The sequence below is a fragment of the Diplocloster agilis genome (assembly GCF_019042275.1).
Lineage (GTDB): Bacteria > Bacillota > Clostridia > Lachnospirales > Lachnospiraceae > Diplocloster > Diplocloster agilis.
Genome location: NZ_JAHQCW010000010.1, coordinates 102921 through 127844, shown reverse-complemented (window position 1 = coordinate 127844; position 24924 = coordinate 102921). Strand labels below are relative to the sequence as shown.

22 protein-coding genes are annotated in these 24924 nt (G+C 46.7%); 4 read left to right on the top strand and 18 right to left on the bottom strand.

Features of this window, described 5'->3' with window-relative positions; translation table 11 throughout:
* Positions 1–248 precede the first annotated feature (248 nt).
* The 4 genes from malQ to KTH89_RS08335 form a co-directional block, all read right to left on the bottom strand.
* On the bottom strand, positions 249–1730 hold the full coding sequence (gene malQ / locus KTH89_RS08350; RefSeq protein WP_158345873.1) for a 4-alpha-glucanotransferase: 1482 nt from the start codon (positions 1728–1730) through the stop codon (positions 249–251).
* A 30-nt stretch (positions 1731–1760) separates the two neighbouring features.
* On the bottom strand, positions 1761–2594 hold the full coding sequence (locus tag KTH89_RS08345; protein ID WP_238721368.1) for a carbohydrate ABC transporter permease: 834 nt from the start codon (positions 2592–2594) through the stop codon (positions 1761–1763).
* The gene (locus KTH89_RS08340) at positions 2594–3439 is read right to left on the bottom strand and encodes a carbohydrate ABC transporter permease (protein WP_158345870.1); all 846 of its coding nucleotides are present in this window, start codon (positions 3437–3439) and stop codon (positions 2594–2596) included. The genes KTH89_RS08345 and KTH89_RS08340 overlap by 1 nt, the downstream gene beginning before the upstream one ends.
* A gap of 128 nt (positions 3440–3567) precedes the next feature.
* Complete coding sequence (locus KTH89_RS08335; RefSeq protein WP_238721371.1) at positions 3568–4950, bottom strand: ABC transporter substrate-binding protein; 1383 nt, start codon at positions 4948–4950, stop codon at positions 3568–3570.
* A gap of 298 nt (positions 4951–5248) precedes the next feature.
* Here KTH89_RS08335 and KTH89_RS08330 point away from each other — a divergent pair, with 298 nt between their 5' ends.
* A complete protein-coding gene (locus tag KTH89_RS08330; RefSeq protein WP_158345868.1) occupies positions 5249–5632 on the top strand; it encodes a hypothetical protein in 384 nt (127 codons plus the stop codon).
* A gap of 152 nt (positions 5633–5784) precedes the next feature.
* Here KTH89_RS08330 and KTH89_RS08325 read toward each other — a convergent pair whose 3' ends face one another.
* The 8 genes from KTH89_RS08325 to KTH89_RS08290 all read right to left on the bottom strand — a co-directional run bounded on the left by KTH89_RS08325 (position 5785) and on the right by KTH89_RS08290 (position 14656).
* Positions 5785–6930 (bottom strand): 1-propanol dehydrogenase PduQ, encoded by a 1146-nt coding sequence (locus KTH89_RS08325; RefSeq protein ID WP_158345866.1) that lies wholly within the window; start codon positions 6928–6930, stop codon positions 5785–5787.
* A gap of 142 nt (positions 6931–7072) precedes the next feature.
* Complete coding sequence (locus KTH89_RS08320; protein ID WP_238721367.1) at positions 7073–7996, bottom strand: 3-isopropylmalate dehydrogenase; 924 nt, start codon at positions 7994–7996, stop codon at positions 7073–7075.
* Between the two features lie 405 nt (positions 7997–8401).
* On the bottom strand, positions 8402–8815 hold the full coding sequence (locus tag KTH89_RS08315; protein WP_238721366.1) for a hypothetical protein: 414 nt from the start codon (positions 8813–8815) through the stop codon (positions 8402–8404).
* The gene (locus KTH89_RS08310) at positions 8802–9593 is read right to left on the bottom strand and encodes a ParA family protein (protein ID WP_158345862.1); all 792 of its coding nucleotides are present in this window, start codon (positions 9591–9593) and stop codon (positions 8802–8804) included. The genes KTH89_RS08315 and KTH89_RS08310 overlap by 14 nt, the downstream gene beginning before the upstream one ends.
* Positions 9594–9772: 179 nt before the next feature.
* Positions 9773–11107 carry an ABC transporter substrate-binding protein gene (locus KTH89_RS08305; protein WP_238721365.1) on the bottom strand — a complete coding sequence of 445 codons (1335 nt, stop codon included), beginning with the start codon at positions 11105–11107 and terminating at the stop codon, positions 9773–9775.
* A 42-nt stretch (positions 11108–11149) separates the two neighbouring features.
* On the bottom strand, positions 11150–11983 hold the full coding sequence (locus KTH89_RS08300) for a carbohydrate ABC transporter permease (RefSeq protein ID WP_238721364.1): 834 nt from the start codon (positions 11981–11983) through the stop codon (positions 11150–11152).
* Positions 11974–12855: a carbohydrate ABC transporter permease gene (locus KTH89_RS08295; RefSeq protein WP_238721363.1), complete on the bottom strand. Its 882-nt coding sequence runs from the start codon at positions 12853–12855 to the stop codon at positions 11974–11976. Before KTH89_RS08295 ends, KTH89_RS08300 begins: the two co-directional genes overlap by 10 nt.
* A 58-nt stretch (positions 12856–12913) precedes the next feature.
* Positions 12914–14656: a glycoside hydrolase family 13 protein gene (locus KTH89_RS08290; RefSeq protein WP_238721362.1), complete on the bottom strand. Its 1743-nt coding sequence runs from the start codon at positions 14654–14656 to the stop codon at positions 12914–12916.
* 133 nt (positions 14657–14789) lie between these two features.
* Between KTH89_RS08290 and KTH89_RS08285 the strand changes: the two genes are divergently transcribed.
* On the top strand, positions 14790–15674 hold the full coding sequence (locus tag KTH89_RS08285; RefSeq protein ID WP_238721361.1) for an AraC family transcriptional regulator: 885 nt from the start codon (positions 14790–14792) through the stop codon (positions 15672–15674).
* 166 nt (positions 15675–15840) lie between these two features.
* On the top strand, positions 15841–18564 hold the full coding sequence (locus tag KTH89_RS08280; RefSeq protein WP_238721360.1) for a cation-translocating P-type ATPase: 2724 nt from the start codon (positions 15841–15843) through the stop codon (positions 18562–18564).
* Here KTH89_RS08280 and KTH89_RS08275 read toward each other — a convergent pair.
* Positions 18481–19374, bottom strand: coding sequence for a DMT family transporter (locus tag KTH89_RS08275; protein ID WP_238721359.1), 894 nt, complete (start codon positions 19372–19374; stop codon positions 18481–18483). The genes KTH89_RS08280 and KTH89_RS08275 overlap by 84 nt on opposite strands.
* 125 nt (positions 19375–19499) lie before the next feature.
* Positions 19500–20222, bottom strand: a complete 723-nt coding sequence (locus KTH89_RS08270) for a hypothetical protein (RefSeq protein WP_238721358.1) — start codon at positions 20220–20222, stop codon at positions 19500–19502.
* Positions 20223–20519: 297 nt separating this feature from the next.
* Here KTH89_RS08270 and KTH89_RS08265 point away from each other — a divergent pair, with 297 nt between their 5' ends.
* Positions 20520–21488 (top strand): hypothetical protein, encoded by a 969-nt coding sequence (locus KTH89_RS08265; protein WP_238721357.1) that lies wholly within the window; start codon positions 20520–20522, stop codon positions 21486–21488.
* 217 nt (positions 21489–21705) lie between these two features.
* Here KTH89_RS08265 and prfA read toward each other — a convergent pair whose 3' ends face one another.
* The 4 genes from prfA to rpmE all read right to left on the bottom strand — a co-directional run bounded on the left by prfA (position 21706) and on the right by rpmE (position 24909).
* The gene (gene prfA / locus KTH89_RS08260) at positions 21706–22782 is read right to left on the bottom strand and encodes a peptide chain release factor 1 (protein ID WP_158345854.1); all 1077 of its coding nucleotides are present in this window, start codon (positions 22780–22782) and stop codon (positions 21706–21708) included.
* Positions 22783–23622, bottom strand: coding sequence for a peptide chain release factor N(5)-glutamine methyltransferase (gene prmC / locus KTH89_RS08255; RefSeq protein ID WP_238721356.1), 840 nt, complete (start codon positions 23620–23622; stop codon positions 22783–22785).
* On the bottom strand, positions 23564–24571 hold the full coding sequence (locus tag KTH89_RS08250) for a DUF1385 domain-containing protein (RefSeq protein WP_158345850.1): 1008 nt from the start codon (positions 24569–24571) through the stop codon (positions 23564–23566). The genes prmC and KTH89_RS08250 overlap by 59 nt, the downstream gene beginning before the upstream one ends.
* 128 nt (positions 24572–24699) lie before the next feature.
* A complete protein-coding gene (gene rpmE / locus KTH89_RS08245) occupies positions 24700–24909 on the bottom strand; it encodes a 50S ribosomal protein L31 (RefSeq protein WP_158345848.1) in 210 nt (69 codons plus the stop codon).
* Positions 24910–24924 lie beyond the last annotated feature (15 nt).

The window sequence follows — 24924 nt, the reverse complement described above, 5'->3', positions numbered from 1 at the left end:
CGTCCGACGGGCAAGAGCCTCTGAACCGGGAACACATCACGTGTTCCTGGTGAATAGGCTCGGTTCCTGAACCCGGCTTTTCGATTCCCCTTAGCGGATGCCAGCGCAAGCCCTCCGCGCTCCCGGGGAGACACAAAAGACCCCGGCGGCCGGCGGCCCCAAGATATCGTCCCCTCTCCAGCCTAAAGCAACGTGCATACCCCACCCGTGGAAGACCCGAGTCCGGCATGGAGTTTCTTTTCCCTTTCCTACCCCCTCCCAAACAGTCTGGTTAGTTCGCGGATCTCACGGGCCAATTCCCAAGTCAGCTGTCCCTCCGTAAGCCTCCACTTCCAGTTATCCCCCAATGTAGAAGGCATATTAATCCTGGCCTCCCTGCCAAGTCCCAAAAAGTCCTGAATCGGAATGATACACAGCCTGGCCACGCTGCCCATGGCCAGACGGATAAAATCCCAATGGATGCGCCCCCTGCTATGATCTTCGTTATTCACATATCTGGCCGAAAAGCTCCGGTCATGATCCGACAGCTCATCGTACCATCCCTGTACGGTATTATTATCGTGGGTACCGGTATAGACGACACAGTTTTCGGTATAGTTATGGGGCAGATAGTCGCTCTCCTCCCGGGAATCGAAAGCAAATTCCAGGACTTTCATCCCGGGATAACCGGTATCTTTTAAAAGCTTTCGGACAGAATCGGTCAGGTAGCCCAGATCCTCCGCTATAATTTGGAGATCACCCATCTCTCTTTGTAACGTCTCGAACAAGGTCAGACCGGGACCCGGCTTCCAGGTTCCGTTCACTGCGGTTTTTTCCCCATAGGGAATGGAATAGTATTCATCAAACCCGCGGAAATGGTCAATCCGTACCATGTCATATAACCGGAAACAATGAGCGATCCGCTTCATCCACCAGGCAAAGCCGGTCTGTCTGTGATAATCCCAGTCGTAGAGCGGATTTCCCCACAACTGCCCGGTAGCGGAGAAGCCGTCCGGCGGGCAGCCCGCCACCGCTATGGGTTTCAGATCCTGGTCAAACTGGAACAGATCCGTGTTTGCCCAGCTGTCCGCACTGTCGAAGGCCACATAGATCGGAAGGTCACCGACGATTTGTATGCCATTCGCGTTGGCATAATTTTTCAGCTTTTTCCATTGAGTCCAGAATAGATATTGCTGATATTTCTGGAATTCGATTTCCTCTGCATATTTTCTCTCGTAATCGGCCAATGCTTCCTGTTTTCGCAGACGGATGTCCTCGGGCCATTCGATCCAGCTGACGCCCCCGCAGGAATCCTTTACCGCCCGGTACAGGCTGTAATCCTCAAGCCACAATGCCTGATCCTGGCAGAACTTTTGAAATTCAGGGTTTTGCTGGATATGGCTTCTGTCAAAAGCCTTCCTCAGAATCCGAAATCTGGACAAATAGATCTTTTCGTAATCTATATAGGCCGGGCTGTCACCGAAATCACAGGACTCGCACTCTTCCCGGGTCAGCAGCCCCTGGGCCGCCAGCTCATCCAGATCAATAAAATAAGGGTTCCCCGCAAACGTGGAAAAAGACTGATAGGGGGAGTCCCCATATCCCGTAGGGCCCAGCGGCAGAATCTGCCAATATCTCTGACCCGCCTCTCTTAAAAAATCTATAAAATCATAGGCACTTTTGGAAAACGAACCGATTCCGTATCTGGAGGGCAGGCTGGAAACCGGCAGTAATATCCCATTCGCTCTCATTGTATATCCTCCTTTGCTTATGGCTTTCTTTCATCCTTTGACCGCTCCCGCGACCACTCCTTCAATTATATACTTTTGGCAGAAAATATAAAAGATAATTATAGGAATTATTGCGAGAACCAGCACCGCCATCATATGTCCCATATCGACGGAACCATAGCCTCCCCTCAGATACTGGACGGCAACCGGTATCGTCTTATAGTCTGAACCGATTACCAGATAGGGCAGCAGATAGTCGTTCCAGATCCACATCGTATTTAAGATCGCCACTGTGATAGCGGTAGGCTTCATAATGGGGAACACCACCCGGAAAAAGGTCTGGATCGGGTTGCAGCCGTCGATCATAGCCGCTTCTTCGATGTCGATCGGAATGGATTTTACAAATCCGCAGAACATAAACACAGACAGTCCCGCCCCGAATCCCACGTACAGAACCACCATGCCGGCGGGATTGTCCAGATACAGCATGTTGGCCAGCTTGCTCATGGTAAACATGACCATCTGAAATGGTACTACCATGGAAAATACAAACAGGTAATACAGGCCTCCGGTAAATCTGCCCTTGACTCTTGTCAGCCACCAGCCGGTCATGGAGGTCAGCAGTACGATGGCGGCTACCGAAAATACGGTGATAAACAGGGAGTATCCAAAGGCCGAAAAAAATCCGCTTTTCTCCACTCCCTGCGCATAATTGCCCAGACCGGCGAAGGAGACTGCCGAAGGGAGCTGAAACGGAGCGTCGCTGATATACAGTTTTCCTTTAAAGGAATTCATGAGCACCATAAGAATCGGCGCCAGGAACACTGCCGACAATAACAACAGGAACAGAAATAATATGGTATTTCCAGACTGCTTTTTTGCCATCAGCCCTCGACCTCCTTTCGCCTGGTCAGCCACAGCTGTGTGAATGTGATAATTCCTACGATAACAAAGAAAATCACGGCCTTCGCCTGTCCGACCCCTTCCCAGCCGTTTCTGCCGTAGAACGTGTTAAAAATGTCCAGCGCCATCATTTGGGTCTGCTTCCCGGGCAGTCCCGCTGTCAGCGACAGGTTTTGGTCAAAAAGCTTAAAGGAATTGGAAATGGTCAGGAACAGGCAGATCGTAACGGAGGGCATGACCATGGGAATCGTAACCTTGGTGAGGACCTGCCATCCGGTAGCCCCATCGATCTGGGCTGCTTCGATCAGCTCCGGCGCCACGTTCTGAATTCCCGCGATATAGATAATCATCATATAACCGATCATCTGCCAGCACATCAGCACCACCAGTCCCCAGAAACCGTAGCCCGCCCTGGACGTAATATCCGCTCCCACCGTCGCCAAAAGAACGGAATTAATAATCAGCTGCCAGATATACCCCAGCACGATACCGCCGATCAGGTTCGGCATGAAAAAGATCGTTCGGAACACATTGGTTCCCTTTACTTTCCTGGTCAGCAGAAGAGCCAGCAAAAAAGCGAGAATATTAATAAGGATTACGGAGACCACTGTGAATTTAACCGTAAACCACAGCGCGCTGGGGAAATCCCGATTGGAGAATGCACGGGTATAATTTGCGATACCCACCCATTTCGCGTTTGTCACCGTAGTGAATTTACAGAATGATAAGTAGATGCCCATGAGAAACGGAACCAGAAATGCAATGGCAAAAGCGATCAGCGTCGGCAGGGCAAATACCGGAAAGTATTTTTTATACGTTTTCTGCATAAATTACCTTCTCCTTTTCTATTTAGGTCTGTTGGTATGGATGCTCGGAAAAAGGGTGAGCAGCTTATATTCGGTACTCACCCTTCTCCACATTTTCTCTTTTGAATACCCCGCCTGTCAGACGGCTTTTATTGAGCTGACATTTCCTTTTCGTCCGCCCAGTTTTGGCTGGTATTTTTAACCAGCTCTTCCCATTTCAGATTCCCCTGTGCGTAGGAAAGCAGGTCCGCACCCAGCATGTTCTTGAATTCCTGACTGGGAAATGCGGTGAAATCCCAGGTTACCGTATACAGATCGGTATTTTTCATATAACGGTCTACCTCTCTGGCCAGCGGATCCACCGGTTTTTCCGCGTCCTCAAAGGTAGTGAAAGGAGTGATAAAGCCCAGATCTTTCGAAACAAATTCTTTTCCCTTGTCGGAACTGAACACCCATTCCATGAATGCAATGGAGGCCTTTTGATCGTCTGCCGACGCCTGGCTGTTCACACTTAAGAAATTCTCCGTTCCGATACAAATACTCTGTTTTTCTTCTCCATTCACGCCGATATAGATCGGCAGGAACTTGATGTTTTCTTCTTTGACCGTATTGCCTTCCGCTTTCTGTACCTCGCTCCAGCCCCAGTTTCCATTTTGTACCATAGCCGCTTCTCCCCGGGCGAATTCACCCATAGAGTCATCCACAGATTTGCTTCCTAGTGCTTCCGGAGCGGTCAGGGAATTGTTCAAGTACAGGTCAAATATATTTTTAAAGTTTTCGTTGTAAGTAAACGCGATCGTATCCGGGTTTTTGTTTCCGCTTTCTTTGAATTCATAGTACATCGGAAGGTTCATCAGATGCGTCTGCCATCTCCAGTCATTTCCTGCGGAAAAAGACGTGGAGGCAAATACGCCTTTTATTCCCAGCTGATCTTTTTTCGCCGTCATATCCTCGGCTACCGCTTTTAGAGTCGCAAAATTATTGATCTGATCCACACTGGTTATATCCACCGCCTTGTCAGTCAAAGCGAAATACTTCTGCATGATATCATCGTTATAGATAATACCGTAGCCCTCCACGACAAACGGTACACCGAAAACCCCGCCGTCTTCCGATATGGCCAGATCCGGCGTATTCAGCCAGCTGTACAGATTGGTATCTTTCAGATCCATCGTGTAATCTTTCCAGGTCTGGTATCCGACCGGTCCGTTGATGTGGAACAGGGTTGGCGCCTCTTTCTTGGCCATTTCAGACTTTAAAGTTTTTTCATATTCTCCGCTGGCTGCGGTAACCACCTTTACCGGCACTCCGGTTTCTTTTGTGTATTCCGCGGCTATCTTTTCCCAGACATCCGCCACCTCGGGTTTAAAATTCAGATAATACACACGGCCTTTTCCATTTGCTGCCTGATTATTATCCGTATTGGAATTATTCTGTGCCGTATCATTTTGATTGGTATCCTGCTGTCCGTTTTCCGGTTTCTTTTCCTTACTGCAGGCCGTCAGGGTACAGGCCAGTACCGCGATCAGCATTGTGACAGCCGTCCATTTTTTTAACCTTTTCACAAAGATGCCCTCTCTTTCTTACATAAGCTTGTATTCGCTTATAGTATGAGAAAAATTTTTCCATATTATCCACATTTTCTGTTTTTATTTTGCTTAAAATCCACCGTCCGCGTAAATGGAACAAAAGGTCAAAAAAATAACAGGCTGGTTTAAAAAATAACGTTCCAGTTTAAAAAATAACAATTGTTGTGTATCCAACTTTTTTAGTTTATACTGAATTTAGAAAGAATTATATTATTTTTATATAAAGTTAGGGGGAATTCTTATGACAAGCACGCTCAAACATCCTCTGTTCCTACTGGATGACAAATCTCTGCCCTCCGCGATCTCTCAGGGATCGTACCGGATAGTCAATCTGACTTTTGACGAGGTCAAAGCGATCATGGATCTGCACCGGGAGGAGGATATGATCTGTTGCTTTGAAAACACAAATATTGAGAGCATCATTTACAACTATCTGCATGTGGAAAAGAAACAATTCGAATACACGAACGCACAGCAGATGGAAGTCGGGCAGGATGGCCTGATATTCCGGCTCTATATTATGCCTTCGGAGAGCCAGCCGGTCATCAATCCGTATTTCGGCAGCGAGGCTAAAAAGATTGAAAATGTATTTGTATACTGCCAATTGATATCCAGAACCGAGTAATCTTCCGATCATGTCTCCAAATAAATTTATTCCTTAGGCGTACTTTTCTATGGAATAAAAAAGGAGTCGGCAGACATAACCCCCGCAGTTATGTCTGCCGACTCCTTTCTCATTTTTACGCTTATCCTATATATGTCTGAAATGAAATTATTTTACCAGAGATTCCGATAGATATCCATTACATCCGCCTTATTGGCAACCCGGGGATTCGTAGCGGTACAGCTGTCTGCCAGCGCGGCTTCCGCCATGGTGCTGATCTTTGACATATACTCCTCCTCCGTACATTTCCCATACTGGGACATGGACAACGGAATATCCATTTCCTTCAACATGAACTGCACCCAGTTTACCAGCGCACGGACGGTGGTAATGGTGTTAAAGTTCTGGAGTCCCAGAATTTTAGCGATATTCACATATTTTTTTACCTGGGGCAGATACTCTTTCCTGCTGCGGCTATGAATATTGATATCACTGTTAAATTCGATAATATGGGGCAGCAGCATTGCGTTGGCCCGGCCATGCGGAACATGGAAATTCGCTCCCAGCTGATGTGCCATGCCGTGATTCAGGCCAAGGGAGGCGGAATTAAACGCCAGACCGGCAAGACAGGACGCCACATGCATCTTCTGCCTTGCATGGGTATCGTTACCGTCCAGAAAAGCTCTTAACAGGAATACCCCGCATATTTCAATAGCTTTCTCGGCCAGAGCCGCGGAAAACTCATTATTATTGATACTGACATAAGCCTCCAAAGCGTGGGTAAATACGTCCATACCGGTATCAGCCGTGACCGCCGGGGGAACACTGCGAACCAGTTCCGCATCCAGAATCGCTTCTGTGGGGATCAGCGTTTCAGAAACAAGCGGATATTTTACATGGCTTTGTGTATCGGTAATTACAGAAAAAGATGTCACTTCCGAGCCCGTTCCACTGGTGGTCGGAACCGCGATCAGCGCCAGTTCATCCAGTTCTCCCGTCTTCAGGGCAAAGTCCTTAATCGCCTTGGCGGAATCAATGGCGGATCCTCCGCCGACTGCGATCAGCGCCTGGGGCTTGTACCCAACGACAGCCTGAACGCCCGTTACGATTTTCTCAATAGGGGGATCAGGAACTACATCTTTAAAAACATCAAATTCTATATCGCCGCTGTCCAAACGATATGTAATCAATTTGATCATACCGCTCTGCACTACAAATGGGTCGGTAATAATCATAACTTTTTTATAAGGAATATCAACCAGTCTGTCCAGGGAGTTTTCACCAAAATATATTTTTGTCTTGATATCAAAACTCTTCATGTTTTCTCTTCCTTCCCAGAAATAAGCATTTTCATTGCATTGTGAATATTATAACATTCTTAGCCCGATTTATCAAGACTAATTCCACAAAAAACAACAGAAATCCACAAGTTCCACCAATTCTTTTGAAATGAGCCGCCAATCACTCGACTTGAGTCATATTGTCGGAAAACTCTTCAATACTCTCCGATTTTGCCGCCAGTTTCAGCCATTTGGTTAGGATATCACAATTGGACTGAGAAGCAATCCGTTTGCGCAGCCGATCCGGAATTGGTCCCAGCTCCGTCAGTAATTCCAGAATATCGTCCACCTTACCCCGCCCTATTCCTTGTTCTATTCCTTGTTCTATCCCCTTATCAATTCCCTGGATTTCTCTCTCTGTCAATTCCTCTGCGAATAATTCTCGTAGCGCTTCACACATTTCTTTACCCTCCTGATACTTTTTCCAGTTGGCCCGTACGATCAGATCCATCGCGGCTGCATACAGCGGGTTCTTTTCCATTCCTTTATAGGCTCTTGCCAGAGGCTCAATATCCTCGTGCAGCTGCAGATTACTATGTAACCGGCTAAGCCATACATTCTCCTCTTTGGACAATTCCCGTGTCACCAAAACCTGAAGCGGGAATAAAAAGCCATGGATATAATAAATACCCGGATAAACCGCTTCTATTTCGGCATGATAGTGCTCTCTCAGAAACAGAAAAAGCTTTCTGGGATAATGGTAGCCCACAAGCGTTATGGTTAATTCCTGCGGCGGGATTTCCAGTTCTCTCCCGGTATTTGCCTGATAAATGCAGGTATAACCGTGAACCTTGAAAAAATCATTGATGCTGATATAATCTTCCGGGCTCTTATATTCTACGATGTTATGCCGGCGGAAAATCCGGCCGATACTTTTTTCGATCCTGTATCCCGGTTCCTTTTTGATAATCAAGGTGTCTATTTGGAGAGGTTTTTCCGTGAGATTGTATTCCCGTTCGAACGTAAGACAGCCGGATACCTCCCTCAACTCGATCTGCAGGGCCGCCTGAAATGCCGGATGCCACTGCAACAGCTTCCTTTTCATATGTATCTCTCCTATCTATTATAATAGAAATGATCCGATTCTTCAATGATCATTCCATAGGCATCTCTCCAATCTTTCTTTACTTTTCTCTGACAGTTTTTGCTGAGTTTGCGGCCGATCCGGCCAAAATGGAACTTTTCGCACTTTAGAATGTCACCGGAGTGACTGATAGAAAAAACATCCTGCGGCGTAAGCCGCAGCAATCTGTTTGATTTGAATTTTATTATATCATAGCGGATTTCACTTATGCAATATATGGATTGTGCTTATTCGATTTTGCCGATTTTGCATATTTGCATTTAACAGTGAGGCCTATTTATATCAACTAAATCCTCCGTTAGTTTTCCACAAAAAAACTGCATCACGTCTCCGCGACACAGTTTTTTATACTTTATGTTCTCATCATTAAAGAAGATAGGTCGGCAGATCACATCTGAGATTTGAGATAACTTCAAATTTCTTCTCATGAATATTATCGGACTTCTTCTCTTGTGGCTGAGCAGCCACCGTTTCCACTTTTTCCTTTGTCGCGGCCGGCTTTTTGGCTGCCGGTTTTTTCGCAGCAGGCTTTTTTGCCGCCGGTTTCTTAGCTGCCGGCTTGGCTGCTGCTTTCGCAACTGTTTCCGCTGCCTTTGCCACGGTTTTTGCTGCGGTTCCCTCTTTTTTATCCGCAACGGCTGCTTCTGTTTTGCCCGCCTGTGCTTCGGACACCTCCATACCGGCGTCCTCCGCCTTTTCGGCCACCTTTTCTTCTGTTTTCAGATCCTGATCTTTCGCGATCTGATTCGCTCTTTGAATGCTTCCTTTACCTACTGGCAATTTTCACTACCTCCTTTGTTAGTTCCATATACTCCTGTGCACTTCTGCTGCTCTGTTTAAAAGATATTACAGGCTGGCTGTTATCCTGCGCCCATTCGATCGAGCTGTCCACCCGGATATATGTATCAAATAAGTGAACATCATCCATTTCCCGCAGCGTTTCCAACGTCTGCTTGAAATAGTTCTTCCTGGTATCCACCTTTGTTACCGCTATTCCCATCAGTTTCAGGTCCGGAGTGATCTCCTTTACCTCGCTTAAAAACTCAAACATGTTAGCCAGTCCGAATAATCCCCAGGGGCTGGCCTCCACCGGTATGATTAAAAAATGCGAAGCGGCCAGGATATTCATTACCCATCCGCCGAGAGTCGGCGGCGCGTCAATGAGGATATAATCATATTCCCCGGATTCCAGCACAGTCCGCAGACATTTTTTCAAAATATATTCCCTCTGCCATTTTGTAAACAACTCGTATTCGATCCCGCTCATCAGCGTGGACGAGGGGATCAGATCCAGCCCTTCATATCGGGTATGCTGCACATAGTGCTCCAGATCGTTCTGATTCCGAATCGCATGATACAGGTTTTGGTTCCCGCTGGCGAAACCCAAAGCCTCTTCCTCCGTAAAAAAAGAAAGCGTCAGGTTCATCTGCATATCCCCATCCACCAGCAGCACCTTGTACCCCAGTTTTGTCAGCCCGAACCCGACATTCGAACAGGTGGTGGACTTTCCGCTTCCCCCTTTATTGTTGGCAAAGCATATCACTTTCGTATCTCCCATAGCCGGTCTCCTTCACATCGTATGTAAAAATTATACTTCCTCGGGGGAATATTTTCAATAGGGATTCTTGGTTTTGCATTCGCCAGATAAAGGCTGCCTTCTATTAATCTGTATCAGAAAAGGAAACTCCGGGAAGCTTGATCATGCTCCCGAAGTTTCCTTCCTCTATGCGGATAACCCTACTCCGCCAGTCGTTCCCAGTCACTTTGCAGAGTTTCTAGGAATTCAGCAATGCCTGCTTTCCCGGCCACCAGTTTTTGCATATCTTCTCCAAAGGTCTGGGTCCCTCCATCCGGGTAGAAGGAAGCGTAAAAACCTTTGATTTTTCCATTGGCTATATAACCGGCTAGGTCCGTCCCCAGGGCGCCGATACTTTCGTTGTCAGCCTCGAAACTTGAAAAAGCCGGAATAAGAGCCATATCTTTCGTAATAAATTTCTGACCTTCCGGATCTGTTACCAGCCAGGTCATAAAATCTTTTGCTTCCTGCTTAACTGCAGAGTCTTTGTTTACCACCCAGTAGTTTGTTACTCCGGCCAAGAGAAAGTCATTATATTCGGCATCTTCGGTTATGGGAACAGGCATCAGTCCTATCGGCAGATCGGGGTCTACTTCGTCAAAAGTGAGCTGATTCCAATTGCCTCCAAAGGTAATACCCACTTCCTGATTCGCCATCATGGATACCTGAGTGTTAAAATCGATACCCATCATGTTGGTACATTGGGTCGATTCCCACAGAAAATATTCGGCCATCTCAGTAAATTTTGGATCTCCGGTGATTGTTTTTGTACCATTGTTTAGACCATCTATATAAGCCATGGGCTCTTCCTGGTTTGCAAATCCATAATTAACAAAGTAATAGCCAAGACCATACCAGCCACTGTCTTCGATTAAGGGGGTATATCCTGCATCTGAAAGTTTTTGTAAAGCATCCTTAAATGCAGTTTTGGTTTTTGGAATTTCAGTTATTCCGGCCTTTTCGAACATATCTTTATTGTACATATAGCCGCCGCCCTCGACACAGATGGGCATACCATAGATTTTACCGTCTTTTGTAATTCCCGGTTTTCCGATGTCTAGCATGTCAGTTACCCAAGGCTGATCTGTCAGATCTTCCAAATGGGATTCCCAAGCCAGCATCTGGGAATTTCCGCTTACAGCAAAGATATCCGGAGCAGCACCTCCTGCAAATTTGGTTTTCAGATCTGTATCATAGGGTTCTGCAGTCATGGATACCACTTCGATCGTGATTCCAGGATTTAATTCCTGATATTTCACAGCTGCCGCCTTTATGCCTTCGTCTATCTCAATTTTGTTGTTTAGTAACTGGATTTGTGCATTTTTCTTCTGAGATTCCAGCTGTTCTGCCTCTGGGTTCTCTCCCTGCGTATCAACATTGTCTGAGCTTTGTTCCGAAGCGGTAATATCTCCTGCGTTTTTGCCCTCACCACAACCCATAAGGCTAAAACTCATCAGTATAGCTAAACCAATTGCCAAAACTTTCTTTTTACTCATAGATATCCTCCTTTTGAAAAGACATATACATTGTTTACCTGTTTATCCTTTTACCGCACCGGCCACCACGCCGGACATGATCTTTTTCTGAAGTAGGACAAATACAACCAGGATGGGCAGCATAGTGATAACCAATGCCGGTAATGCTATGTCCCATTTACTGCTGTACATCCCGAACAGTTTGTTAATTCCAAGCTGAATGGTATCGTATTTTCCATTATTGAGCAGAATCAGAGGCGTCATAAAATCATTCCACAGCCAGAAGATGTCCATAACTGCCACACTGATGATCCCCGTTTTCATCAGAGGAAAAATAACCAGCCAAAATGAACGGATCGGGCCGCAGCCGTCGATCTGCGCCGCCTCTTCCAATTCATATGGAATTCCTCTTACCGTTCCTTGCAGAAGGAAAAAGGCAAATGCCAGCCCCAATCCCCAGTAAACGATCACAATGCCATACAGAGAATTATTCAAATGTAAAACTCTTGTCACCTGTACCAGTGGAATCATGATGGTAGCAAATGGAATCAGCATGGAAGCCATCAGTAATTTTGAAAACAATCTGGAATACATAGTGGGATATCGTTCGCACCAGTAGGCCGCCATACTGGAAAGAAGTAGAATTCCTAGTATTCCTGCTGCTGTGATCAAAGTTGTATTGCGCAGTAATTTTGGGATCTCTATTGTTTTCCAGGCCTTCGAAAAGTTTCCCAACTGAAGGTTCGACGGAAATCCAAGGGGATTTGATACTATTTCACCCAAAGGTTTTATTGAATTAATAAATACAATCAACAGCGGATAGAGAAAGATCAAAATGATAATTGTTAAGAAAATGATTAGGATTACCGTTTTAAAATTTTTCCTTTTTAAGCCCATTTCTTCTCCTTTCTCCTGGTCAAATACATTTGGACCGATGTAATAACCACAATTATCAGAAAGAACACCAGGGATTGCGCTGTTGCCAGTCCGTATTTATTATTGGAAAATGCATCATAATAAATATTAAGTGCCAGGGACGTGGTAGATCCATACGGACCACCCTTGGTCAAGGAAAAATTCAACTCAAACATCTTAAATGCACAAGATATCGTCCAGAACAAACAGATGGTGATAAAAGGCATAACCAATGGTAATTTGATATGAAAGAAGGTTTTCCAACCATTGGCTCCATCGATTTGGGCAGATTCTAACAAATCCGAAGACAGGGACGTAAATCCCGCCGTCATGATAACCATTACATATCCAAGATTCTGCCAGACAAACACGATGACCAACGCCCAGAATGCCGTCTCTTCCTGGCCCAGCCACGGTACCTGCATAAAAGTCATATGTAACTTCTCACCAATAGCAGGCATGCCGGCCACGAAAATAAACTGCCAGACAAATCCTAACACCATACCACCGATTGTGTTCGGTAGATACAGCGCCAGCCGGAACATATTGCGTAATGGCACGCGCGCGGTCAGTACAACTGCAGCGGCCGTTCCTGTCACAACTACCAGAATCACATTGACAAATGTGATGGAAAATGTAAACCAGAATGACTCCAGAAATGTAGATTTCCCATTTAATATGGCTGCAAAATTTTTAAATCCTATGAAAGATATCTCGTTAGAAACTCCGTTCCAGTCCGTAAAAGAATATATAATACTGATCACAAACGGAGCTACAATCGCTATAATAAATACTGCCGAAGCAGGTCCAAGGAATAACAAATGTGCCCCGATTCCTACCCTCTTTTTCCGCATCTTCCTTCTTCCCTTCCACTGAGCTGCCCAAAATCCAGATCTGGTATTTACATTGATCTTACCTCAAATCATCTTGTTCGTTTCTGGTAATTTCATCCATTTCCCGCCAGTATACTCTGGCCTCATAAGGCCTGAACAAAAATTCTTTCTCGACAGCACTGCCGCTTTCCGAATTAACACCTATTTCATCCTTGGAAACCTTATAATTCCCGATCAGAAGTCTATTTTTCAGGAAATCCTTCCGGTATTCTTTAGGAATCAGAACCGATACCTTCTGATCTGTAAAATTGCAGATAACCAGAAGCTGTTCCTCAGCCAGTGTTCTGGTATACATAAAGATGTAAGGATGGTCTTCTTCCAGTACTTCATATTTTCCATAAATCCATACGTCATAGCGTTTTCGAAGGGCAAGCAATTCTTTATAGTATGAATATACAGAATCGGGATCCTTCCGTTGATCCAATATGTTTATTTCCCGGTAATTCGGATTGACCTTCAGCCATGGCGTTCCTTCTGTGAACCCTGCATGTTTCCCACTATCCCATTGCATTGGCGTTCTTACGTTGTCTCGTCCCCGGAATTGAACCAATTCCAAAAAACGTTCCTCTGTCAGTTTCCCTGTATCCACCAGTTCCCTATAAAAGTTTCCAACTTCCACATCCTTATAATCCGACAAACTGGAGAATCTTGCATTGGTCGCTCCCAATTCCTGTCCCTGGAACAAAAACGGTGTTCCCTGCAACGTATAAAAACAAGTCGCTAGCATCTTCGCCGATTCGCAGCGATACCTCTTATCGTCGCCGTATCTTGTTACCGCCCTTGGAGAATCATGACTCTCCAAGCAGAGTGTGTTCCAGCCTTTCCCCTCCAGCTCTGTCTGCCATCTTGTCACTATATTTTTCAAGATACGAAGTGGAATCTTTTCATCGTTCCATTTTCCATATGGCCCATCATTACCAAAAGAATCCAGTTCATACTGAAAAACCATGTCCAATTCGCGCCGGTCATATCCTGCATATTGCAGGGCCTCAACCGTTGTCACATCATCTGTTTGTCCCACCGTACACAGCTCATATTTCGATAGAACTTTCCGGTTCATTTCCCTCAGGAACTCGTGAACCCGTGGTCCGTGGCAGTAAGGGCTAACATCTTTCGCGAACTCTTTGTCTGGTAGTCCCGGTTTTTTTGAAATATCGCTAATAACATCCAGCCGAATACCGTCGATGCCTTTGCTGCACCACCAGTTCATCATCTGATAGATCTCTTCTCTCACTTTATCATTTTCCCAGTTCAGATCCGGCTGCTTCTTGGAAAACAGATGCAGATAATACATTTCGGTATGTGAATCGTACTCCCATGCAGAGCCTCCGAACAAAGAGTTCCAGTTATTCGGTTCCTTTCCCTCCTTCCCTTCACGCCAGATATAAAAATCCCTGTACGGATTGTCGCGGGACTTCCTGCTGTTCACAAACCACACATGCTCGTCTGATGTATGATTCAGCACCATATCCATCATGATCTTCAATCCCATTTGATGCGCCTGCTCCAGCAGTCGTTCGAAATCCTCCATTGTACCGAATACTGTCATAATCTTTTGATAGTCACTTACATCATATCCGTTATCATCATTGGGTGATTCATAAATAGGACAAAGCCACAGGATATCTACTCCGAGTTCTTTCAGGTAAGGCAGCTTCTGCCGGATTCCCTCCAGATCTCCGATCCCATCCTTATTACTGTCATAAAAACTTCTGGGATATATCTCATAGACCACAGATTCTTTCCACCAGTTTTTTTCCATCAATATCCTCCATTTTATTGCAGGGCGCCCTGTCTTGATGTATAATATTATAATATAATATTTTATATATTTCTTGTATTATATTGCGATTTAATAACATAATTCTATACTTTATAATAGGAGATCACCAAATATGATTCAAATTAATAATCCACAGTTTAAAGAGAAAGCAGATCACCGCATCGGACTTCTTCCTCTCAAGCTCTACCACATGCCCTATTCCCAGAAAATATCCAGCTTTCCCATGCACTGGCACAACGAATTTGAGATCACTCTGGCACAAAGCGGCAAAGGTCTCTACCGAATAGACTCCAGAGAATACATCATTGAAAAAAACGATATCATCATTATATCCCCCCGGGTAATGCATTCTGGACAACGGATGGAGCAGTTGGATTTTGTAACTGACAGCTTTGTTTTCCAGCCAGGCTTCCTTTCTTCTGCACTCCCTGAAGTCACCTCCTTAAATTACCTGAACCCCATCTTCGAAGGAGAGCTTTGTTTCATTCAAATCATAAGGCCCAGCCAGCCCGGTCACAAAGATTTGAAACATTGCTTTCTCAATATGAAAAGTTGCTATATAAATAAGGAACCCTATTATGAGCTCCGACTAAAAGAATTACTCCTGCACTTTTTTTATCTCCTGTTCCACCACAACTTTCTATCCATACAAAAATCCCGGCCAGTAATCCGGGAAAATGAAGAAAAAATTCGTATTGCTTTAAAATACATCGAAGAACACTACAGCGATGATCTTAGTATTGACAAGTTGGCTGATCTGACTGGCTTCAGTCCCTGTCATTTCATGAATACCTTTAAAAAATATGTAGGACTGCCTTGCAATAAATATATTACCCAATTTCGCCTGGATCTGGCCGCCAAGCTTTTATCCGAAACCCGGGATCCCATTATGAATATTGCCTTGATGATTGGATACAATAATATCTCCTATTTTAACCGTTCATTCCGTGACAAATTTGGTATCACCCCCCGCGAATACCGAAATGAGTTTCTGTGACATGTGTTACCTTCCGGAAATTCTATTTCTATCTGACCACCTCCACCTGCCGGTAACTGCTAAAGCATTAGGAATGCACTGGATTTTTACAGTACTTCCTCCAACCTTGGACATATTCCACAACCTGTCCGCATACATTAGTGCATAAGGAAAAGGAGTGTGGACGATGTTCGAAAGGAAACCTATACAGGAACTTACAAAAGACCTAAGAGCCAATACCTCCGCCGGGCTGACAGAAGTGGAGGCGGCGGCCAGATTACAGGAATATGGAAAAAACGCATTGGCGGAGGAAAAGCCCAAATCCTCTGCCCAGATGTTTCTGGAGCAGCTGAACGAACCTCTGATCTTTGTTCTCTTTGTTGCAGCGGGAGTCTCCATGCTGCTTCGGGAATTCGGAGACACGATCATCATCATGGCGGTAATCCTGCTGAACTCCATTGTCGGCGTCATTCAGGAAGGTAAGGCGCAAAAAGCGCTGGATGCGCTGAAAAAGCTGACAAGCCCCAGCGCTTTAGTAAAAAGAGAAGGACAGACCTATGAGATACCGTCCGAGGAACTGGTGCCGGGTGATCTGGTAATCCTGGAAGCCGGCCGGCAGATTCCCGCGGACCTGCGTCTCATTTCCTCCGCCAGCCTGAAGATCGAGGAATCCGCTCTCACCGGAGAATCACATCCGATCGAAAAAGATTCCGGTTTTCTGGCCGTCAAGGAACTGCCTCTGGGCGACCGCAGGAATATGGCCTATATGTCTACCAATATCGTATATGGAAGAGGCAGCGGCTTAGTCACCGCAACCGGAATGCACACGGAGATCGGCCGGATCGCGGGTATGATATCCCGCGCCCATAATGAGCCAACCCCGCTGCAAAAGCGGCTGGCTGACCTTGGTAAACTACTCAGTATCGTCGCGGTTTTCCTGTGCGTGGCATTATTTGGTATCGCGATCCTCCAGCACCGGAATGTTTTCGATATGCTGCTTACGGCTATATCTCTGGCGGTGGCGGCGGTTCCGGAAGGGCTTCCGGCCATCGTCACCATCGTACTGGCGCTCAGTGTGTCACGTATGGTTAAGGTACATACCATCGTCCGGAGGCTCCCTTCGGTGGAAACTCTCGGGGCCGTGAGCATCGTCTGCTCGGACAAGACCGGAACCCTGACCCAGAATAAAATGACGGTGGTCCGAAGCTTTGTAAACTTGGAATTTCATACGACCGAAGAACTGGACGATGAGAAATACCGTTATCTGGTGGAAGGACTGGTTCTGTGCAGCGACGCTACCGTGGAAGATTCCAGAAGGATCGGCGACCCTACCGAATTGGCCCTGGTGGAACTGGGCATCAAATGCCATAAATCCAAACCTGTGCTGGAGCACCGAATGCCGCGGATAAATGAACTTCCCTTTGATTCTTCCCGGAAAATGATGACGACCATGCACCGCAGCTTGGGCACCACCGTCTCCTATACCAAAGGGGCCCCGGATGTAATACTGGAGCGCTGCACACATATTCTTCTGCATGGAAAAACTGTGCCTTTGACCGCCGGACACCGGAAAGAAATCCTATCCGCTATGAATCACATGTCGGCGGATGCCCTGCGGGTCCTGGCCCTCTCCATGCGCCGGGACAGCACCTCCCTTGTGGAAAAGGGCATGACTTTTGTCGGCTTGGTCGGCATGATGGATCCGGTACGGCCGGAAGTCTACGGCGCGGTACAGCAGTTCCGGCACGCCTCGGTGCGCACGGTGATGATCACCGGCGATCATGTCAACACCGCCTACGCCATTGCCAGGGATATCGGAATCGCCGATCATCCCAAACAGTGTATCGAAGGCGCGGAGTTAGATAAGATACCGGAGGCGGAACTGCCTTCCAAGATTAAGAATATTACCGTCTTCGCCAGAGTATCCTCCGAACACAAGGTTCGGATTGTCAAAGCTTTTAAATCTCTTGGCAATATCGTGGCTATGACGGGAGACGGTGTAAACGACGCCCCCTCCCTGAAAACCGCGGATATTGGAATCGCCATGGGAATGAACGGCACCGATGTGGCCAAGAACGCCTCCGACCTGATTCTGACCGACGATAATTTCGCCACGATTGAAAAGGCTATCTCCGAAGGACGGGGGATTTATGAAAATATAAAGAAATCCATACTGTTTTTACTCTCCTCCAACTTCGGGGAGATCATTACCATGTTTTTATCCATACTGATCGGTCTGCCAAGTCCTCTGAAAGCCAGCCACATCCTGTGGATCAATCTGATCACAGACTCCCTGCCCGCTCTGGCTCTCGGCGTGGACGAAAACGACAAGAAGCTGCTGATGTCCAGGCCGCCACGGAATCCGAAGGAAAATCTCTTCGCCCACGGGGGGCTGTTCTGCACCCTGTTTTACGGCACACTGATTGCCCTGATCAGCCTGGTTGCCTTTATGACGATTCCCTATGCCTACCTGCAGGCCAACCACGCGGAATTTACCATGACAAATATTATGACGGTTCTGGCTGTACCGGAACTGCTGGCCAGAGCGCAGACCTATGCCTTTACCGTACTGGGCCTCTCCCAGCTCTTCCATGCGATCGGTATGCGCAATGTGGAGGAATCCGTATTCAAGATCGGACTGTTCAACAATAAACTGATGATCCTGTCCTTTGTTCTCGGCTTCCTGCTGCAGTTTTCCGTAACAGAGATTCCCACCCTAGTAACCATGTTCGGCACTGCCAAACTTTCCCATGGCGAGTGGGGCCGCCTTCTCTGCCTGGCCTCCCTGCCGCTGTGGGCCCATGAAATCATGCTGATCCCTACATACCTAACGGTCCGCAAGAAACACTCCGCCGATGATCAGAACGGCTCCGGCGAATCCCATGTAGGAAACCTTTTCTCCCAAAATTAACCAGGCCGCCACCATCGTTACAAATGGATTCAGATAAATATAATTATTCGTTTTAATGATTCCGATCGATTTCACCGCCACATTCCATGTCACATAACCTGCCGCGCTGCCCAGCAATCCCAGGAACAGAAGGCTCACCAGCACATCCGGGCGGGCAAGCGCCGGCAGGTTGAATGCACCGCCCTGGAAGATCACCACGGGCAGTGTGGTCAGGAATCCATACAACATGATTTTTCTGGTCAGCACCAGATTATCATAACGCTTTACATAAGCTTTCAGATTCACGGAATAAACTGCCCAGCACAGAGCCGCCAGCACAGTCAGCAGATCGCCCAATGGGTTTAGTTTTAACACAAAGGTCCCGTTAAACACCACCAGCATTACTCCGGCTAATGCAATCAGCGCCCCGCTCCAGGTAGACTTCTTAAGCTTTTCATCTTTGGTCATAATATGAGCCAATACGGCCGTAAAAATCGGAGCCGCAGCCAGAATGATGCTCACATTGGATGTGAGCGTGTAAGTCAGGGCAACATTTTCGCATAGAAAATAAAGCGTGCTTCCCATCACAGCCAAACCGGCTATTCCAAGCTCATCTTTTAAGCTTTTCGGTTTTTCAAATTTTCTGCTGAGCAGCGCCAGAACGGCATAAGCCATCCCGAAGCGCATAACCATAATTTGAGCCGGTGTGAAATAATCCAGCATAATTTTGGAAGCAATAAAGGTGCTTCCCCATACAATTATTGTGAGGCAGGCCAGCGTATGGCCCATTATCTGCGTTTTCTTCTCGTTTTCCATGTTAAGCTCTTCCATCTTCTCCCTCTTTTTCCAATCCTTCTTCGAATATATCAAGACAGCAAAAGGGCCGCTGTAAAAGGGATGCCCCCGGCAAATCCCCTTGTACAACAGTCCCTTGCGGCTCTTACAATGCTCTGGCGTTACTGGAAGAGATACTGAATCATTTTCACAGCGTCTTCCATGTTCTTCGTGCTGGTTGTGATTCCGATATACATCGGTTCCGCCTGATTAGTCAAAGATCCGTATATCCCGCTGTTCTCCAGCGATATCCCGACGCTGTACTCTCCTGTGGGCTCCTGCCCCTCTTCTTCTATCACACCGCTTTTCAGTATCTGCCCGTCCAGCTTCTGATCCAGCTGCGCAGGCAATTTGTCAGAAAGATCCACAAACAGTCCCTGTTCCGCGTAGCTTAAAAACTGTTCCCGGTCCGCGATCATCACATCCACCATTCCCGCGGAGATATTCACCATCAGCTTCGTCCGGGTCGCCATATCCGATCCATCCTCGTTAATCCACAGCGCATCCATGACCTCGATGGTATTCTTACCGGCATCCAGTCCCAGATAGTCCAGCAGATCGGTCTTAAAATCTTCCCGCGCCTGTTCCTCCCACTGATCATTGACCACCGCGACGTTAAGAGCCGCTTCCGGCCTCGGCTTTACCATCGTATAAATAACGGAACCTAGGAGGGCCGCCGCTATCACAACAATGAGCACTTTTACCAGATAGTAATCTCGGAAAAACTGCAATTTTCCCTTTCCGTCAAGCTCCTTGAATTTCTCCCTGTCCTTCTTTTCTTCCCGCTTCTGATATAACAAAGCATCATCTTCCAGCTTTGTTTTCTCTATCGTTTCCTTCGGCATACATATCCATTCCTTTCCTCAGCATAACCCGCGTGCACGGTCCAAGCCCATCCTCTTTTGCTGTCCGTTGCATAACAGCCTTAACAACTATTATAATCATGTTCTTCTATAAAAGTAAATGCTCTCTTTTCATTTCACAGATTTTTCAACCTTTTTCTACAATTTTTGCTGCTTGGTTCACCCATCATGCTCTTTTTTATTTGGCTTTCATAAGGTGTTGTGGCGGTATTTGCCGGAAAGTGGTATTCTCTAAATGATGTAATTGCTGAAATGTCAGAGAGATATGAGGAAAATAGTATGATCGATGGAAATAATAAGGTACTGACACTCGGAGTGCAGCCAGATGAAATGGAATTTGTACAAGAAAAATTTGCTGTCAGCGGTATTGTCAGTGATGTGACATATCAGTATGAAGCTGTCTTAGCAGCCTGTGGAGATATTGTTATCATTGTAAAAGATAGAATTCCTGCTAAAGCGTGGAAGGATATACAATCGTATCGGTTAGAAGCAGGTTCGGTTGATGATACGGTCTATTATACTTTTTCATTGGAGCAATGGTTGGAAGCAATTACTGTGTATCGGGACGAAAAGGCTTTGATGAAGGAATGGCGGCAATGGTGGCAGAATATACACCCTGAGTATGATAAGTTTAATCCGGATGGTGTAGTTGATTATGGTCGTTATTTCACCATGCCTGACGGAAAACGTATCCTTGTCATTTTAAAAGAAACCAATGAATTGGCTACAAGTCTATCGGACTTCTTATTCTGTGGAGGAAGCCGGACTTATTATAAAACTTGGAATAATGTTGCCAGATGGATGAATGTTATATTTCAAGATGAGTTCATAGAATATGTTCCAAGAGCAGTTCTGGATGATGCCGTACATAATTTTGCTGTTATGAATATTAAGAAATACGCCGGCGGGAATACTGCTGACAAAAGTGAGGTAAAGAGAATTGCAAAAGACGATCGTGTTTTACTGGCAAGGCAGATCAGATTATATAAGCCGGATCTCATAATTACAGGCGGATGGAATCTGGTATCTGACTTCGTACATGATATTCTGCTAAAAGAACCAAAAAGCAATTGGTACAATCCGGAAAAAAGAGCGGATGAGGCAGAGCCAAACTTATGGTATTATTGGACGAAAAATGCGAGGACAGGAAAAAAGACACTTGTGGTCAGTATGCCGCACCCCAACAGAACAGCCATCAAGTGGGTTTTGGAGCTGCAGAAGGTTTTGCACAAAGAATTTGGAAAGTAAAGAGTATACATAATCCATATTTGCAGTGATGTTTTTTTAAAACCAGGTAAGATAATAAGTAAGATAAAGATATATCAAGAAGTACTGCCACTGCTTTTAAGCAATCAAAAGGGGCTGTGGAAAAACAGTCTAAATACGAAGAGGGCTTACCGTCTTATCACCATTGAGACGAAAGTCCTCTTCGTATTTAAACTGTTTTACTTCAATACGTCTACGTTCAGGAGGCCTCCTGCAGATTACTCAGCTTCGCCGCCTGGTCCGCCGCGATCAGGCTGTCGATGACCTCGTATAGATCCCCGTCCAGCACAGAATCCAGCTTGTGTAAGGTCAGCTTGATCCGATGGTCCGTTACACGGCCCTGGGGAAAGTTGTAGGTTCTGATCTTCTCGGAACGGTCCCCGGTTCCAACCTGGCTTCTTCTGGCCTCCGCCTCGGCGTCATGTTTTTTCGCCAACTCCAGTTCGTATAGTCTGGACCGGAGCACCTTCAGCGCTTTGTCTTTATTTTTCAGCTGGGACTTTTCATCCTGACAGGATATCACGATTCCGGTGGGGATATGGGTCAGACGCACGGCAGAGTCTGTGGTGTTGACGCACTGGCCGCCGTTTCCGGACGCCCGGAACACGTCGAATTTACAGTCGTTCATATCCAGCTCCACGTCCACTTCTTCCGCCTCCGGCATAATCGCAACGGTGATGGTCGAAGTATGGATACGGCCGCCGGATTCGGTCTCGGGCACCCGCTGTACCCGGTGCACGCCGCTCTCGTATTTTAATTTGGAATATGCGCCCTGGCCGGTAATCATAAAAATGACTTCCTTGAAACCGCCGATTCCATTCTCATTCACACTGATCATTTCTGTTTTCCAGCGGTTCCGCTCCGCGAACCGGACATACATCCGGTATATCTCGGCAGCAAACAACGCCGCTTCGTCTCCGCCGGCGCCGGCCCTGATCTCAACGATAACATTCTTTTCATCGTTAGGGTCCTTGGGCAGCAGCAGGATCTTTAGCTGGTGCTCTAGCTGCGCCATCCTGTCCTTGGATTCATTTAACTCTTCCTTAGCCAGCTCCCGCATCTCCTCGTCGGATTCCTCCTCCAGCATTGCGAGACTGTCCTCGATATTCTGCTTACAGTTCTTATATTCCTTATAGGCCTCTACAATCGGCGCCAAATCGTTCTGCTCTTTCATCAGCGTCCTGAAACGATTCTGATCATTGACTACCGAAGGCTCATTCAGTTCGCTCATGATTTCTTCAAACCGTATCAATAAGTCTTCCAGTCTGTCAAACATCTATAATTCCTCCTTTAATCTCCCGCACACTACGCGGTCCAAGCCTGCCAGGTCCTTAATTACCCGGACTTCTTCATAATGATGCCCGCTCAACAGAGAAGACACCGCTTCACCCTGATCGTATCCGATCTCCAGATACAGCCATCCTCCCGGGGTGAGATAATCGCCCGCTTCGGCTCCGATCCTCCGGTAGAAATCCATTCCATCGGCTCCGCCGTCCAGCGCGGATAAGGGCTCATATTCCCTGACCTCCGGCATCAGGCCACTGATCACTTCCGTAGGGATATAGGGGGGATTCGAGACAATCAGATCGAAGGTTCCGTCTATCGGTTCGAATAGATCTCCCTGCCGCCAGCACGCCTCCACGCCGAGCCGTTCTGCATTCGCTTTCGCAACTTCCAGCGCTTCCGCGGATAGATCCGTGCCAACGCCGAGCAAGTCATTTCTTCCATATAATAAACTTAATAAAATACACCCTGAACCGGTACATAGATCCAGTACCTTCATGCCAGGCGACAGCCTCCGCTTCACTTCTTCCACCAGGACTTCCGTATCCTGTCTTGGAATCAGCACCCGCCGGTCCACCTGAAAGGGCAGGCCGTAGAATTCCTGTTCTCCGGTCAGATGCTGGAGCGGAATGTGTCCGCAGCGCGCATCCAGAAGCCGGTCATAATTCTCCCACATACCGTCGTCCATAGGTTCCCGCTGGTGCAGCAGATACTGCGCATTCGTGAGTCCGGAAGCGTAATTCAGCAAATACCATGCGTCAAAGCGGTATTCCTCAATCTGTGACTGCGCCAGCTTCTTTTCTCCGTATATCTTTGCTTCCTGAAACGTCATGCTTATCTCCCAACTGTTCTGCGCCGAACTCTTCGGCCAGATATGCTTTCCAGTCAAAAACAGCCTCCACAGCGGTGATCGCCACCTCGATCATGCTGTCATCCGGCTCCTTCGTCGTCAGTCCCTGCATCCAGAGGCCCGGTTTGCTCAGGATCCCGATCAGCTTATTGTCCGTATTACCGGCCAGGCGGATAAATTCGTAAGCCACTCCGGCGATCAGCGGCACCAGCAGGACTCTGCTGAGCAGACGCACCACCGGCGAATCCACCCGGATAAACATGAAGAAAAACACACTGATAATGACAACCATCAACAGAAAACTGGTGCCGCAGCGCTTATGCTGCTTCGAACTGCTGCGCACATTCTCCACGGTAAGTTCTTTTCCATGTTCCACACAGTTGATACATTTGTGTTCGGCTCCGTGATACATGTAGACCCGCTTGATATCCTTCATACAGGAAATCAGCGCTACATAGGATATAAACAGAATAATACGGATAGCCCCTTCTATAATAGCAAGCACCGTATAGGAAATAATGTACTTCTTAAAATAGCCGGCTATCAATAGCGGCAGTACCATGAAGATCCCGACTGCCAATACTACCGACAGAACGATGGCCAGTCCCATGACTACCTTCTCCGCCTTATCTTTGAACAGCTTTTCCATGACCTGATCCGCCTTGGATGCCTGGGCTTCTTCCTCTTCTTCATAAAAGCTGGCCGAAAAGGTCAATGTCTTCATTCCCAACACCAGAGAATCGATAAACGCAAAGACGCCTCTGATAAACGGCCACTTCTTAATCCGTGAGTTTTTTAATACCCCTTCATAATTGCTGATCTGTAATTCTATCTCTCCATCGGGCTTTCTCACGGCAACAGAGTATTCATCACCATGCTTCATCATGATACCCTCGATCACTGCCTGCCCGCCGATTCCTGAAGATTTCATATGTTTTCCTCCTATGGCCCGTAACTGCGCCATACATTTTACGGAAAAAAGAGTTCCCTGCGAAACTCCCTTTCATTTCCTTAAAAAATGAGGTTGAGATTAAATAACCTCAACCTTCTCTATCTGCCTTATTTGTTTTCGTTCATGCCATACTTACGGTTGAACTTATCGATACGTCCGCGAGCGGATGCCGCTTTCTGCTGTCCGGTGTAGAACGGATGACATTTGGAACAAACTTCCACGTGGATTTCGTTCTTTGTGGATCCGGTTACAAAAGTATTTCCGCAGTTGCAGGTTACCGTAGCCTGATGGTATGTCGGATGAATTCCTTCTCTCATTGTTTTCACCTCTCT

Coding starts and splice junctions, on each gene's coding strand:
- KTH89_RS08265 (WP_238721357.1), top strand. CDS start 20,520: ATGATCGATGGAAATAATAAGGTACTGACACTCGGAGTGCAGCCAGAT.
- KTH89_RS08280 (WP_238721360.1), top strand. CDS start 15,841: ATGTTCGAAAGGAAACCTATACAGGAACTTACAAAAGACCTAAGAGCC.
- KTH89_RS08340 (WP_158345870.1), bottom strand. CDS start 3,439: ATGCAGAAAACGTATAAAAAATACTTTCCGGTATTTGCCCTGCCGACG.
- KTH89_RS08330 (WP_158345868.1), top strand. CDS start 5,249: ATGACAAGCACGCTCAAACATCCTCTGTTCCTACTGGATGACAAATCT.
- malQ (WP_158345873.1), bottom strand. CDS start 1,730: ATGAGAGCGAATGGGATATTACTGCCGGTTTCCAGCCTGCCCTCCAGA.
- KTH89_RS08320 (WP_238721367.1), bottom strand. CDS start 7,996: ATGAAAAGGAAGCTGTTGCAGTGGCATCCGGCATTTCAGGCGGCCCTG.
- KTH89_RS08295 (WP_238721363.1), bottom strand. CDS start 12,855: ATGCGGAAAAAGAGGGTAGGAATCGGGGCACATTTGTTATTCCTTGGA.
- KTH89_RS08335 (WP_238721371.1), bottom strand. CDS start 4,950: ATGCTGATCGCGGTACTGGCCTGTACCCTGACGGCCTGCAGTAAGGAA.
- KTH89_RS08345 (WP_238721368.1), bottom strand. CDS start 2,594: ATGGCAAAAAAGCAGTCTGGAAATACCATATTATTTCTGTTCCTGTTG.
- KTH89_RS08325 (WP_158345866.1), bottom strand. CDS start 6,930: ATGAAGAGTTTTGATATCAAGACAAAAATATATTTTGGTGAAAACTCC.
- KTH89_RS08305 (WP_238721365.1), bottom strand. CDS start 11,107: ATGAGTAAAAAGAAAGTTTTGGCAATTGGTTTAGCTATACTGATGAGT.
- rpmE (WP_158345848.1), bottom strand. CDS start 24,909: ATGAGAGAAGGAATTCATCCGACATACCATCAGGCTACGGTAACCTGC.
- KTH89_RS08250 (WP_158345850.1), bottom strand. CDS start 24,571: ATGAAATCTTCAGGAATCGGCGGGCAGGCAGTGATCGAGGGTATCATG.
- prfA (WP_158345854.1), bottom strand. CDS start 22,782: ATGTTTGACAGACTGGAAGACTTATTGATACGGTTTGAAGAAATCATG.
- KTH89_RS08285 (WP_238721361.1), top strand. CDS start 14,790: ATGATTCAAATTAATAATCCACAGTTTAAAGAGAAAGCAGATCACCGC.
- KTH89_RS08275 (WP_238721359.1), bottom strand. CDS start 19,374: ATGGAAGAGCTTAACATGGAAAACGAGAAGAAAACGCAGATAATGGGC.
- prmC (WP_238721356.1), bottom strand. CDS start 23,622: ATGACGTTTCAGGAAGCAAAGATATACGGAGAAAAGAAGCTGGCGCAG.
- KTH89_RS08290 (WP_238721362.1), bottom strand. CDS start 14,656: ATGGAAAAAAACTGGTGGAAAGAATCTGTGGTCTATGAGATATATCCC.
- KTH89_RS08310 (WP_158345862.1), bottom strand. CDS start 9,593: ATGGGAGATACGAAAGTGATATGCTTTGCCAACAATAAAGGGGGAAGC.
- KTH89_RS08270 (WP_238721358.1), bottom strand. CDS start 20,222: ATGCCGAAGGAAACGATAGAGAAAACAAAGCTGGAAGATGATGCTTTG.
- KTH89_RS08300 (WP_238721364.1), bottom strand. CDS start 11,983: ATGGGCTTAAAAAGGAAAAATTTTAAAACGGTAATCCTAATCATTTTC.